Source organism: Fictibacillus sp. NPDC058756, assembly GCF_042746035.1.
Taxonomy (GTDB): domain Bacteria; phylum Bacillota; class Bacilli; order Bacillales; family Fictibacillaceae; genus Fictibacillus.
The window spans coordinates 1,452,885-1,466,638 of the sequence record NZ_JBHYPU010000001.1 but is presented as its reverse complement, the minus strand read 5'-3'; the positions used below and the strand labels follow the sequence as shown (position 1 = coordinate 1,466,638).

The window sequence follows — 13,754 nt, the reverse complement described above, 5'->3', positions numbered from 1 at the left end:
CGTTACACCTGCTGGTACAGCTGGATTTTTTCGATGTACTGTGATGCAGCCTGTTTAGCCTGTTCAGGGTTCGTGTTTTGAGAATAAACCGTAAAAACAGGTTGTTCCACATCAGGTAAAATTAACGTCCAGCCACCTTCTGGATGAAATACCTTGATTCCATCGAGCAACTCTACATTGTTATCTCTAATATCTTCCATTAACCTTCGCATCACACGCCCTTTTTTATCCTTAGGACATGGTACATATTCTCTCAGCATATGCACATCAGGCAGCATTTTCACGAGTTCTGAAAGTGTGATTTGCTGCATCGCCATCACTTCCAGAATATGAACAAATGCGTATTGTGCATCGTATTGATAGTTTAGTACACCTTCGCCAACTTCCATTATGGACCTAGGATTAGCTTTTGTACGGATCAGCTTTCCTTTTAGCCGTTCAGCGATTGAATCTAATGCAGAAGAGCCATACACAGGAATAGCCATTTCTTTTTGCTTGCCCTGAGAGAATGCTGTGAAAACGTAAAGAGCCAGCATGGTTTCTTCGTCTAAGACTTCACCAGTTTCTGTAATCAATCGCAAGGTTTCTCCAGCTTCACCAATCAGAACACCTATGTTGGCATTAGTTACTCTAACAAATGAAGCCATTTCTTCAGGCTTTGTCTGATACGGGGCAGTAAGAATTTCACAGTTAAGGCGGTTATAGAGATTCGGAATGAAATTCAAATACGGCTGATGATTATAATTCACGACTACCCTGAATTTTGCCTCTTGTATTCTTTTTTCCTGTACTTCTTCAAGCAGTGCAGAAATATAATCCTCATGCTTATTCGCCTGTACCGCACCTTTTCCAATTCTATCAAACGATGCCCGTCTATAATCTTCCTGCCAGTATGCATTTTCAATCTTTCTTTCAAGATCGGAGTGAATCGGCAAACCTTTGTTATCATAAAACTCGATCATTAATTGTTTTTCGCCAGTAGGGTTTGAGAAACGGACGTAAACCCCGCCTTCTAAACGTTCTTCCTCAATTGAAAATCTGACAACTGGTGCCACTGTCGGGCTGATATCAAGTGTATGGACACCTGAAGAATGAAGTCCTTGTATAAAAGATTGCTTGATCATTACAGAAAAATCATGTGAATCACTTGCGATCAGAATCTGTGAACCATATGGAAGAACCGCTCCGTATGCAGATGCAAGCCTCGCGATGTAATCAGGAGTGATTTCCACATTGGCTATGCCGGAAACTCCCCGTGATCCAAATAAGGACTTGGTCGCTTTTTTACCCCAAACGATCGATGTATGAACAAGTGCCTCTTCAAAAATTTCTTTTTCCGGCCATATTTTCACATCCGGTTTTAAAGTAGCATTTTTTCCGATCGTACAATGATTCCCTACTACTGCATGCTCAAATATCGAGGCATCTTTCTCAACTTTTGTTCCATTCGCAATAGTAGCACCTCTCAGCTCACATTGATCGCCAACAAAAACGTCATTCCATAGCACCGTTTTTTTCAATGAGCTTCCAGAACTCACAACGCTGTTTTTCCCAACAACAGACAGTTTGCCAACGTGAGCTCCCTTTCGAATGACAGCCCCATCTGCAATACTTACAGGACCCTCAATCTTAGCTCCTTCTTCAATAAAAACGTTCTCACCAATCCAGATTCCAGGTTCATGCTCTTTTCCGGCAAAAGGAAGATTGACAAGACCATTTAACATATCATAGTGAGACTGGCGATATTGCTGCAGACTTCCGATATCGGACCAGTAACCGTCTGCTTGATAACCGAACAAATTTTTGTCTTCCTTCATTAATAAGGGAAATAAATCTTTACTGAAATCTACAGGTACATCTTTTTCGATATATTGGAAAACTTCGGGCTCAAGAACATATATACCAGTATTCACTGTATCGCTGAAAACTTCATTCCAGCTAGGTTTTTCTAAGAATCGGATGATCTTTCCTTCCTGATTCGTCATGATTACACCATATTCCAGAGGTGATTCTACTTGTTTCATAAAAATTGTGACAAGAGAATCCTTTTCTTCATGAAAATCAATCCCTTTTTCAAGGTCAAAATCAGTTAAAGCATCTCCGCTTATAACAATAAAACGTTCATCTAAAAAATCTTCAGCATTTTTAATCGACCCTGCTGTTCCAAGAGGAGAATCTTCAACGAAATAATGAAGATTAACACCAAAATTCCGTCCGTTTCCAAAATAGTTCTTGATGGCATCTGGAAGATATTGAACTGTAACAGCAATATCAGTTATTCCATACCTTTTTAAAAGCTCAATGCCGTATTCCATAACCGGCTTGTGAAGCATGGGCACCATAGGTTTTGGCATGTTGCATGTAAGAGGTCTTAAACGTGTTCCTTTTCCGCCAGCCATGATTACACCTTTCATTACACCATTCCTCCTACTTTTGCTGTATTATTTTGAATTTTGTTATATAAGTCAGCCGTTCTTTCTGCAATTGAATCCCAGCTGAAGATGGTTCTAGCTGTTTCTTCCCCTTTTCGAGCCATTTCTTTGCAATGTTCACGATTAGCAAACATATATTCTACTGCCCAAACAATGCTGTGAGGATCGTTTGGGTAAACCTTCAGACCGGTTTCCTCATGCTCTATAATTTCTTTTAATCCTCCGGTATTTGAGACAATCGTTAATTTCCCTGCAGCCATCCCTTCAAGTGCAACGATTCCAAAAGGTTCATAATGACTTGGAAAAAGAGCTGCATCCGCTTTTGCAAACCACACATTTCTCTCCTCATCACTGATAAAACCAGCTAAATGAACATAACTTTCTAATTGTTTTTTCCTCACCATTTCATTTAATTCATCAAATAAAGGTCCTTTTCCGGCAATTACAAATCTCACTTGAAGTCCTTTATTTCTAATAATGTCTGCAGCTTCAACAATAGTTTGAAAGCCTTTTTCTTTTACGAGCCTTCCTACCGAAAATAGCAATAGTTCATTATCAGAGCGATTTCCACCATTAAGTTTTTCATTTGATTCAGCTATTATCTGTTGTGGATCTATGCCATTAGGCAAGATCGAAATTTTATCCTCAGGAATTTGAAAAACATCGGTAAGTTCTTTTTTCATGTAAGTACTGCAGACAATGAGGCTATCAGAACCATCCATAAGCTCCCACTCTTTTTGATTAATTTCATATTGAAGAGGTGAAGTGATTCCGTTGTTTCTTCCATGTTCAGTGGCATGTATAGTCGTAATTAACGGAAGTTCTAATTCTTTTTTTACCGCTAGCGCTGCAACGGATACGAGCCAATCATGGGCATGGATACAATCAAACTTAATTTTCTTGGATAGCTCAACAGCATAATCGGCCATTGCTAAATTCAAGCTGCCGGTCCAGTGAAAGAACGATTCAAAGGATGGCTGTTTTCCTTTGAGCCTATATACGTGAACGCCATTATTTATTTCGTAGTCTGGATAGCCCTCGACTGCAGAAGTCAGCACATACACTTCATGACCCAAATCTGTTAATTTACGTGATAAATCAAATACATGCCTTGATAGCCCGCCAACTACCATCGGCGGAAATTCCCAAGAGAGCATCAGTATTTTTTTGCCTTTTTGGTTTTCTTTTGTATACTGCATATTCACATATAAATCATGCTGATTTTTAAAGTAATGCCATAAATTCATCATGATAAATGGATATTCATTTTCATATTCTGAGATTTCATTAACGTTATAACTTCCATTTTGAATAGCCTCATATAATGTATGAAACCTTTCTATGTGTTCTTGAAATCTATCTTTTGCATATTGTGAAGCGCTATTGCCTTCAATAATAAATGCCCAATCAGAACTTGCAGCAAGCATCCATTCTCTTACCATTTGGTTAGCATAACGTTCGATCACAATATTCACTTTTTCTTTTGAAAGCTTGGCAGCTAGTTCAACTAATTTCTTCTCACAGTAATGCAGATGACGATACATCCAGGCATTTGCATTGTTTAGCCAAACTTCGCCAGTCCCATTCCTTCCCCATGTTGAAAAGCAAGGTCTAACGGTTTCAAGGTCTTGATAATGTCTGTGTAAAAATTCTTGTGGTGTGATCCAGCTAATGTTTTGTTCATTCGAAACTTCCATGGATTGCAGTAAAAATTCTGGTCCTTCAAACCACCAGTGTCCAAAAAGTTCTGCGTCAAAAGGTGCCGTAATTAGTTGAGGAGGAAAAGATTGTTTGTTGTTATGTAAGTAGTCTTTGATGCGAATATTAAAATCTTTGGAGTGCTGCTTTATTTTTTCTTCAGCATACGTTCTGTCATACCAGTCTTTATTTTCAGTTTCACCAGTAATTCGCCAATATTTTAGCGAGGTATCTACTCTGATCCCGTCAGGATGAATAAATCCTTTAATGTAATCAAAGTCACGTTCATAAGCAACGTCGCGATAAAACTCCCTGTAATCGAAATCACCAGGATATCCAACAGAAGAATTCCAAATAGTCTCAGAAATAAACTGATTTCTCGGGAATAACGCTACCCCATACGGTGAATAAACGGGTGCTCCTATTCCTTTACTTGGAACAGGTTTGCTCTTAAGTAGTGTTTGTTCATCAACAAACGTGTAGCGGATTCCTGCATCAGCTAATATTTTATCTACCCCAGGGGAATAAGCACATTCCGGAAGCCAAAATCCTGTTGGTTTACTACCAAAATATTTCTCATACGTATTTATACCAGCAAGAATTTGCGTTTTTACTCCTTGCTCAGTCTGAACATACGGCAAGAACGCATGAGTTGCAGCGGATGTTATACATGTGATTTTTCCTTCATCCATAAAAGATTTGAATGCTTTAATAATCTGGCAGTCATGATTCTGATACGTATCCATGATCTTTTTATAGCGTTTTTCGTAAAAACTGATGATTTCTTTTTCCTGTTTGTTTTTTGAAAAGTTTTTTTCTTTTTTGATGAGTTTTATAGTGGAATCGAGATGCTCTAAATAGCGTTTTTGAATAACTGGATCATTCAATAGTTCAAGCAATGGAGGGGAAAATGATAAGGTCCAAGATAAGGATTCAGGCTGTTCTTCGAGAACCCATAATAACGGGATATATGACTCAGTAAGTGCCTCAAAAACCCATCTTTCCTCTAATCGATTTGCTTCATTATGCCTCACATAAGGAAGGTGAGCGTGCAAAACCAATGCGAAATACCCGTTAGACATTGTGTAATCTCCTATCTGATTTTTTGATAGTATGAATAAGTTGAAAAATTCTCAAGCCATTCAGGCTGTGTTATATCCTGCTGTTTCCAACGTTCTATCTTTTCATCGTAAGAACTGCTCATTTCGGCTGCACCAGTTTCAGCTGGATTTGTACGCAACAATGTAAAAAAGCTGCCGTCAAATGTACGGGTTCCAATATCAGCAATGTATGTTCGGTCAGGCTCTAATGAATGCAGGAACCAGTTGTTTGTCATAGGAGGAAGATCTATTTCAAATGTTCTGTGTGCGTTATGCCCATAAAATAGGATATCCGTGACATCATATATTTTTAAAACGTCAGGAAGCTCTTCCCACTTTGTACGGAAGTGGTGTTCTGCCATTTTCTTAATAGATTCCGAGAAACTCCAATATACATACAAACTCTCTGGTGTGCGCGGCATAAGACAAGCATTTGCTTCCTTATATTCAAACGGCATTGTCCAATTTTCTTTCTTCAATTCTACTGATGGAGCAGAATTTTCTCCTGGCGGCGATTGCTGCTGCCGGTATTTATTCCAGCGGTACTGAACCTTGCCTAAAGACATATTCATTCTTTCAGCAATTTCTTGCAGCGTAAGTCCTCTTTCCTTTAACTTCACAATATCTTCGATCAAGTTCATCACCTCATCTTAATCAATTATTCTAGTAAACTTATACTTATTCTTAGATTTTAAATAATCGTATCACTAGATATTTTTATGTACAATGTGTCAAAAAAGTCGAAAATTGGCGGTTCCATCTCCTGCTTGAGATTACAGTTTATGTAAAGTTTTTGTAACCGGTTGCTCCATCAGATTATTCTGAAATTAAGACAAAATACCACAAAAATACGCTCTTTTTTCTAATTTATGGAATTTATATTTTTATTAAGACATGAATATAGTCGAATTGTCGTATTTTGTGTAAACTTTTGTGAAAAAACCTATACCACAAATAGATACTATGTTATAAAAGTAAAGGGTATAGCTTTATTTAAAGGGAGGATATTATGGAGTTTGCAATTTTTGGATTGTTGCTAGTTGGTATTATTCTTTTGATTCTTTCCTTTCGAAAAAATCGTGAAAACTCAGTTGAAACACAGCTTGAAAACTTTACGATTCAATTAATGAAAGAAATCTATCAAATTAAAAAGAAGTTAAAAGTTCTTGAAGATGAAATGATGATTAACGATAAGAACTAAATTTGTGAGGGGAAATTAGTATGACGAGCAAAAACCTTCGCGGATTTTCAGCTGGTATTATAATTTCTACTGGAATATTAGCTGCTGTATACTACACAGCGGATACAGAAAACCGTACTGAATTAACGGATACTGCAGTGGAACAATATCTTTCTGAAAAAGGCGAGTTGGCAATTTCAAAAGAGGAATATACTTCTTTAACAGAAGCTGAAAGTGCAGCGGCTGCTCCTGCAAAAGAAGAAGCCAAAGTTGAACCTGAAAAGGAAGAAGAGAAAGTCTTTCAAATGACTTTAACGATCTCACAAGGTATGAGTACTGGCGAGGTTTGTGACCTTCTGCAAAAAGGAAACATCATCAAGGACAGCAAAGAATTCTTAAAGTATTTAAGATCCAATAACTTAGAAGGTGCTGTCAGAGCTGAATCTCATCAGGTGAACAGCAGCATGAACTTTGATGAATTAGCTAAAGAAATTACAAGTTCATAAATTTATTACATAAAAAGAGCAGGCGTATATCACGCCTGCTCTCTTTCTTTAATCATTCAATCCGTATCGCTTGCCTTTGACTAAGAAAATAATACTTTCAGCAATGTTCGTTGCATGGTCCGCTGTACGCTCGATATATCTGCATACAAACAACAATTGGCTAATCTGTGAAAGGTGATCAGGATTCTTGGTCATTAATTCAAGAAGCTCTTTAATAATTTTTCCATACGTTTCATCAACGTAGTCATCCATATCAGCAAGTTCTTTTGCAAGTGCAACGTCTTCTTCCACGTAAGCTTTCGTAGCTGCAGTCAGCATCTTAATAGCATGATGCGCCATTTTCGGAAGTTCTTCAAGGGGTTTAATCAATTCTTGCTTGCCTATTCGAATCGTTGATTTTGCAATATTTACTGCGAAATCAGCCATTCTTTCAATATCAGATGAAATCTTAATAGCTGCAATAATACGTCTTAAATCTGACGCTACAGGAGCTTGTTTTGCGATTAAAAGAATTGCCATATCATTGATCTCATCTTCTAAGACATTGATCCTGTTATCATTTTCTATTACTTCTAATGCTTTATCAAGATTTTGATTCTTTAGAGCTTCTACAGATTCGAGCAAAGCCTCTTCTGCTAGCTTTGAAATCTGAATAATAGCATTTTTCATTTCTTCTAATTGAAGCTGAAAATTTTCACGAACAACCATTTATCCCACTCCTATTCCCTTTTTTTAGCCAAAACGTCCTGTAATATAGTCTTCTGTTCGTTTATCAGAAGGATTTGAGAACAATGTGCTGGTATCTGTATACTCTACAACTTCCCCATTAAGAAAGAATGCTGTACGATCAGAAATACGAGCTGCTTGCTGCATGTTATGAGTAACGATAACAATGCTATAATCCTTTTTCAACTCTTGAACAAGCTCTTCAACTTTTAATGTAGAGATTGGATCAAGTGCAGATGTTGGTTCATCCATCAAGATTACGTCTGGTTCAATCGCAAGACAACGCGCAATACATAGACGCTGCTGCTGTCCGCCTGATAGTCCGTAAGCATTTTCGTTTAAACGGTCTTTAACTTCATCCCAGATAGCCGCACCTCTTAAGCTTTTTTCAACAACTTCATCTAAAACTTTTTTGTTTTTAATGCCATGGATTCGAGGTCCATAAGCTACATTATCATAGATCGATTTTGGGAACGGATTTGGCTTTTGAAACACCATACCAACTTGTGTACGAAGTTCTTCTACTCCGTACTTCGGATCAAAGATATTTTTTTCTCTGTAAACAATTTCTCCTGACATGCGAACGATTGGTATCATCTCAACCATTCTGTTCAGTGTTTTAATAAATGTCGATTTACCGCACCCAGACGGCCCAATGATTGCTGTTACCTGCTTTTCAGGTATATCAAATTTAATGTCTTTTAAGGCATGGTCTTGTCCGTACCATAAGTTCAAGTTATTTATTTTGAAAACAGGTGTAAACTGTTCTTCCTTTTTAATATCCTTTTGTACCAACTGTTTATTAATTGTAATATCCATGTTTTTAAGTCCTCCTTCTCTCTGTTAGAAGCGTTTGTGAAATTTATTTCGAATGTATACAGCGATTGAATTCATGATGAGCAAGATAATCATCAAGATTATAATTCCGCTTGCTGCAAGCATATGGAAGTCTTCTTGTGGTCTGCTCGTCCAGTTATAAAGCTGTATCGGAAGCACAGTAAACTGCGAGAATAGATTTTCTGGTACAAACGCTACATACGCTAATGCCCCTAATACCAATAACGGAGCTGTTTCTCCTACTGCACGTGATAAGGCTAAGATCGTGCCTGTAAGAATTCCAGGAAGTGCGGCAGGAAATACGATTCTTCTGATCGTTTGCCATTTAGTTGCTCCCATTCCGAAAGAAGCTTCCCTAATTTCTTTAGGTACTGTTCTGATTGCCTCTTGAGAAGCAACAACGATTACAGGAAGAATTAATAAACTCATTGTTAATCCACCTGCAAGTACACTTGATCCAAGTCCCGCTAATCTCACAAAAATCGTCAGTCCTAAAAGTCCAAAAACAATGGACGGTACACCAGCTAAGTTAGCAATATTTACTTGGACAAATTTTGTAAAAGCATTTTTCTTTGCGTATTCTTCTAAATAAATTGCTGTACCGACTCCAAGAATAAACGAGACAGGGGCCGTAACAGCCATTATCCATATCGTACCTAAAAGTGCTGCCCAAATACCAGCGCGTTCAGGCATTCTCGAAGCAAAATTTGTAATGAAATCCAGACTTAAATATGGCAATCCATCAACTAAGATTCTATAGATCAAAACGCCTAAAACAATTAAAGAAAAACTAGTTGCAAGAATAAAAAGAAACTTCGCAAACCCGTTGGCAGCAACTCTGCTTCCCATTCTTTTCTTAACTGACTCTTTATTAATTAAACTCATTAATATTCCTCCCTAAACTTGCGGGAAATAAACTGAGCAAGTAAATTCATAATTAGTGTAAAAACAAACAATGTCATCCCTACCGCATAAATACTGTAATAAATCGTCGTCCCATACCCCGTATCTCCTTGGCTTACTTGAACGATATACGCAGTCATGGTCTGAATAGATTCAGTTACATTAATATCTGCTGTCGGTCTAGATCCACCGGCAATCGTAACGATCATCGTTTCACCGATGGCACGTGAAATTCCTAATACGAAGGATGCCATTACACCTGAAAGAGCAGCTGGAAGCACGACTTTCATAGCAACTTCAAAACGTGTTGCTCCTAATGCCATTGCGCCTTCCCTCATAGAGTTCGGCACAGCGTTCATTGCGTCTTCTGATAAAGAAGCAATCATAGGAATTATCATTATTCCAACAACAATACCGGGACTTAACGCATTAAAAATCGAAATTCCCCCAGGTATAATGCTGTCCAATAATGGAGTAACAAAAGTAAGTGCAAAAAATCCGTATACAATTGTAGGTATACCAGCTAATACTTCTAAAATAGGTTTAATAAATTTTCTTGTTTTTGCTGAAGCATATTCACTTAAATATATCGCGGCTGCAAGACCAACTGGAATTGCAACTACCATTGCGATAGCTGTTACTGTAAGAGTACCCATTACAAGTGCGAGAATACCATAATCAGCATTTTTATCCGCAGTGAAAGGGAACCATCGTGTATTTGTAAAAAATTCAACGATTGATACTCGGTTAAAGAAAGTAAAAGTTTCAGTTAAAAGTGTAAAAACAATGCCTAGTGTAGTAAAAATAGAAATAATAGCACAGATCAAAAAGATTTTTGGAACTACCTTTTCCATTACCGCAGATTGACTTCTTGAAGATTTATTCTCCTGAATCATAGAGCGGATCGATTTTTGGTTTGTTTTATCTCTTGACACCAATAGCCCTCCTATAATTCGATAATACTAAACAGGTGAAAGGTGAGGAGCAGCAATTCTCCTCACCTTTATTATTTTGTTAAGTTATTCCATAAGAATTCTTATTTACCTGCAAGTTCATCGAGCTTTTTCATTTGCTCTTCGTATTTTTCCTTTGGAAGAGACACATATCCAATCGTATCAGATGAAGCAAGTTCACCAGCATTTTCAAGAGTAAACTTCATATACTCATAAACCGCTTCGTTGTCTTTTAACGATTTATTATTCACATATGTGAATAGCGGACGTGAAAGAGGAGCATATTCTCCTGATTCAATCGTTTCAGGATTTGGTTCAACAGGACCGTTTCCACCATCAATTGGCACTGCTTTTAATTTATCTTTATTCGCTTGATAGTAAGCATAACCGAAGAATCCGATAGCATCTTTTGAACCAGATACACCCTGTACAAGAACGTTGTCATCTTCAGATAGTTGAGCATCACGGCGCATAGGTTCTTCTTCAAGGATTACTTCATCAAAATAGTCGTACGTTCCAGAATCAGTTCCTGGTGAGAAAACATCGATTTTCTTCTTTGGCCATCCTTCACGTACGTCAGCCCAAGTTTTTGCTGCATCTTTTTCAAGGTAAATCTTTTTAAGCTCATCTACAGTAAGGTGATCGATAAAGTCGTTTTCTTTTGAAACAACTACTGATAAACCATCTTTAGCAAGTTCAAACTCTGTAAATTCAATACCTTTTTCTTTTGCTGCAGTTTTTTCTTCTTCTTTAATCGGACGAGAAGCATTTGAAAGATCAAGTTCTCCACGAACAAATTTTTCAAAGCCGCCGCCAGTACCAGAAACTCCAACTGTAGCCTTTACATCAGGATTCGCCGCTTGGAACTCTTCAGAAACAGCTTCCATGATTGGGAATACTGTGGATGATCCATCAATTTTAATTTTTCCGCTTAGATCTCCGCCGCCAGCTGCTCCATCTTCACTTTTATTTCCGCATGCTGCTGCGAAAACTAAAATAAGTGACATTACAGCTAATAGGTATACAGACTTCATTTTCTTCATCTTGATAGGTCCCCCTAAATGTAATTTTCAACTTTTTCATGTTAGAGATTTTATCTCGGGTCACATGAATTCCTTTAAGCTTGTTTCTTTCTTACACTTACTACAATAAACCTGGAATATTAATTAGGTTTTAATGAATTGTAAAGAGATTGTTAAGACTGAATTTTATTGAATATAATCCTATTCTTTTACTGAATACTTGAAACTATACAAAAAAAGAATCGCGCTAATTAGCGCGATTCTTTCTTCTCGTTTAATTGTTTAGATTCAGGTTCGGTTGGTATACCTTCTTTTTTCATTGAAAAATATGCGTCCAGCACACCTTCTGCAATTTCATTGTTTGTATACCCTTCTCGTATATCTGGTACAACTACCGCAAACGCCACTTCAGGGTTTTCATATGGGGCATAGCCAATCAGTGTTTTGTTGACTAAACCTGTTTCCTTATCGACTTCTGCCGTCCCGGTCTTCCCTGCAGGATTGTATTCTTTGTCTTTAAATATCCAAGCTGCTGTTCCATTAGATCCATGCATTACCTCGTAAAAACCTTTTTGAACGACTTCAATGTGACTCGGGTTCATTTCAATCTTATTCATAACGTTTGGTTCAAAACGATATTGAAGTTTGCCTAATTTATTCGGATCTACAGATGGTTCCCTAATCTCTTTTAATAAATGCGGCTGCATCCTTAAACCACCGTTAGCAATTGTTGAAACGTATTGTGCCAGCTGCATCGGGGTATACGTGTCAAATTGCCCAATCGAGAAAAACATTGCTTGGAACAATTCATTACTCATTCCTGTATTATAGCCTGTTGCTTCAGATGGCAAGTCGATACCAGTAGGTACACCAAGACCAAATTGACTATAAGAATTTCTCAGAATTTCAAACGCCTCTTTAACTTTATGGTCATTAAATCGTTTGTTTGTATAATCATAGCCTGAAAGACGCATCGCAATATGCCACATAAAAATGTTTGAAGATCCTTCCAATGCTTCAATTGCATCAACAGGTCCCATGTTCGAATGTGATTTTAATTGTCTTCCATCACCAAATTTGAGCGGCGCATCATTGATTACGGTATTTCGCTCAATTACACCTTCATGTAATCCGGTTAAAACGGTAGCTCCTTTTACAGTTGACCCCATCGCATACGAATGATAGATGTTGCCGAATGGAATATCATTAAATTTACCTGTCTTCCGATTGTACTCTTTTCCAGCCATAGATAAGATTTCGCCTGTATTTGGATCCATCATAACAACATAAGCATTTTTTAATTCCTTGTTATTATAGGCATACTTACCTCGGATGGCTTCCTTTAATTCTTCTTCAATAACCTTTTCTACTTCTTGCTGAAGTTCCATATCTACAGTTAATACAAGATCGCTTCCTCTTGCACCATCTTCTTCGACGGGATCCCCCACCGGATTCCCGACTTTATCCGTAACATATTTGATTTTTGTTTTCGTGCCGCGAAGAACCGATTCGTATTGTTCTTCCAGAAAACTCGTACCAACCATATCATTTCGGTCATTACCTCTCGAAGTGTAATAATCCATTTTTGACTTGGGTATTTGTTTTACTTGACCGAATATATCCCTGAACGAATCTTTAAATGGGTAAGAACGTTCTGCATCAGGTTTAATATCAACACCCTCTAGCTCAGGCAGGTGTTCACTGATCAAAGCGATTTCTTCTTTGGTTGCACCAATTTTTATTCTTTGAGGAGAAAGTGTATAGCCTCTATCCATTTCACTTTTAATCGCCAGTACTTCAAGCTGCTTTTTCGATAATGATTCAATGTCCTTCTGAGTTACTTTTTCCAGCATTAAATCATAGAGCTCTTCTGGAGGAGTGCTTTCTTTTTCAGCAGCTGAAATTCTCTTTTTCACTTCTTCTTCATTTAGAAAGATAAAATAATCCTTTTTATCTCGTTCTGTTAATTCTTCCGAGTCTTTATCGATCAGTTCAGCCATTTTCTTAGCAATTTCATGTCTTTTTTCAGCATCAGCTTCACGTGTTCTTGTATACGTTATCGAAAATATTGGCTCATTATCCACTACTACTCGATAATTAGCATCAAACATTTTGCCGCGAGGGGCATCAAGCTTTGTAGTTACATTTTCCGTCAAATAGGCGGTCCGTTTGTACTCTTCACCTTTAACAATTTGTATGTAGCCTAATCTTAGAACAAGCACTGAGAAGAGAAAAAATACCGATAAAAACAATGCATTCATTCGAATCGGTACGTGATTTTTCTTTTTATTTGATTTTGTTTTCATAATATTGTAAATCTCCCTTTAAAACAGCAGAGACACCTTTAAAAAAGGTGTCCTAAAGCCAACCGGTTATTATCTTTACATAACAATAGTA

At 37.5% G+C, this 13,754-nt stretch carries 11 protein-coding genes; 2 read left to right on the top strand and 9 right to left on the bottom strand.

The annotated features are described in order from the left end of the window. Positions 1–2: 2 nt before the first annotated feature. From ACFW35_RS07310 to ACFW35_RS07300, 3 genes are read right to left on the bottom strand one after another with little or no spacing between them, the layout of a single operon-like run. Positions 3–2,414 (bottom strand): sugar phosphate nucleotidyltransferase, encoded by a 2,412-nt coding sequence (locus tag ACFW35_RS07310; protein ID WP_379844748.1) that lies wholly within the window; start codon positions 2,412–2,414, stop codon positions 3–5. Continuing rightward, complete coding sequence (locus ACFW35_RS07305) at positions 2,414–5,212, bottom strand: 1,4-alpha-glucan branching protein domain-containing protein (RefSeq protein WP_379844746.1); 2,799 nt, start codon at positions 5,210–5,212, stop codon at positions 2,414–2,416. Before ACFW35_RS07305 ends, ACFW35_RS07310 begins: the two co-directional genes overlap by 1 nt. A gap of 11 nt (positions 5,213–5,223) precedes the next feature. Next, entirely contained in the window at positions 5,224–5,865 is a 642-nt protein-coding gene (locus tag ACFW35_RS07300) for a DUF4912 domain-containing protein (protein WP_379844745.1), read from the bottom strand. A 374-nt stretch (positions 5,866–6,239) separates the two neighbouring features. Here ACFW35_RS07300 and ACFW35_RS07295 point away from each other — a divergent pair, with 374 nt between their 5' ends. Both ACFW35_RS07295 and ACFW35_RS07290 read left to right on the top strand, forming a co-directional pair. Then, positions 6,240–6,431, top strand: coding sequence for a hypothetical protein (locus ACFW35_RS07295; protein WP_066290945.1), 192 nt, complete (start codon positions 6,240–6,242; stop codon positions 6,429–6,431). 20 nt (positions 6,432–6,451) lie between these two features. Next, positions 6,452–6,916, top strand: a complete 465-nt coding sequence (locus ACFW35_RS07290) for a hypothetical protein (RefSeq protein ID WP_379844743.1) — start codon at positions 6,452–6,454, stop codon at positions 6,914–6,916. A 48-nt stretch (positions 6,917–6,964) separates the two neighbouring features. Here the strand turns inward: ACFW35_RS07290 and phoU are convergent, their stop codons facing one another. The 6 genes from phoU to ACFW35_RS07260 all read right to left on the bottom strand — a co-directional run bounded on the left by phoU (position 6,965) and on the right by ACFW35_RS07260 (position 13,663). Then, positions 6,965–7,624, bottom strand: coding sequence for a phosphate signaling complex protein PhoU (gene phoU, locus ACFW35_RS07285; RefSeq protein ID WP_379844741.1), 660 nt, complete (start codon positions 7,622–7,624; stop codon positions 6,965–6,967). 24 nt (positions 7,625–7,648) lie between these two features. Then, positions 7,649–8,437, bottom strand: coding sequence for a phosphate ABC transporter ATP-binding protein PstB (gene pstB / locus ACFW35_RS07280; RefSeq protein ID WP_379847419.1), 789 nt, complete (start codon positions 8,435–8,437; stop codon positions 7,649–7,651). Positions 8,438–8,485: 48 nt separating this feature from the next. Continuing rightward, the gene (gene pstA / locus ACFW35_RS07275) at positions 8,486–9,364 is read right to left on the bottom strand and encodes a phosphate ABC transporter permease PstA (RefSeq protein ID WP_077365390.1); all 879 of its coding nucleotides are present in this window, start codon (positions 9,362–9,364) and stop codon (positions 8,486–8,488) included. Continuing rightward, positions 9,364–10,320 (bottom strand): phosphate ABC transporter permease subunit PstC, encoded by a 957-nt coding sequence (gene pstC, locus ACFW35_RS07270; protein WP_379844739.1) that lies wholly within the window; start codon positions 10,318–10,320, stop codon positions 9,364–9,366. The genes pstA and pstC overlap by 1 nt, the downstream gene beginning before the upstream one ends. Before the next feature lie 98 nt (positions 10,321–10,418). After that, a complete protein-coding gene (locus ACFW35_RS07265; protein ID WP_379844737.1) occupies positions 10,419–11,378 on the bottom strand; it encodes a PstS family phosphate ABC transporter substrate-binding protein in 960 nt (319 codons plus the stop codon). 230 nt (positions 11,379–11,608) lie between these two features. Further along, positions 11,609–13,663 carry a penicillin-binding transpeptidase domain-containing protein gene (locus ACFW35_RS07260; RefSeq protein WP_379844735.1) on the bottom strand — a complete coding sequence of 685 codons (2,055 nt, stop codon included), beginning with the start codon at positions 13,661–13,663 and terminating at the stop codon, positions 11,609–11,611. Positions 13,664–13,754: the final 91 nt, after the last annotated feature.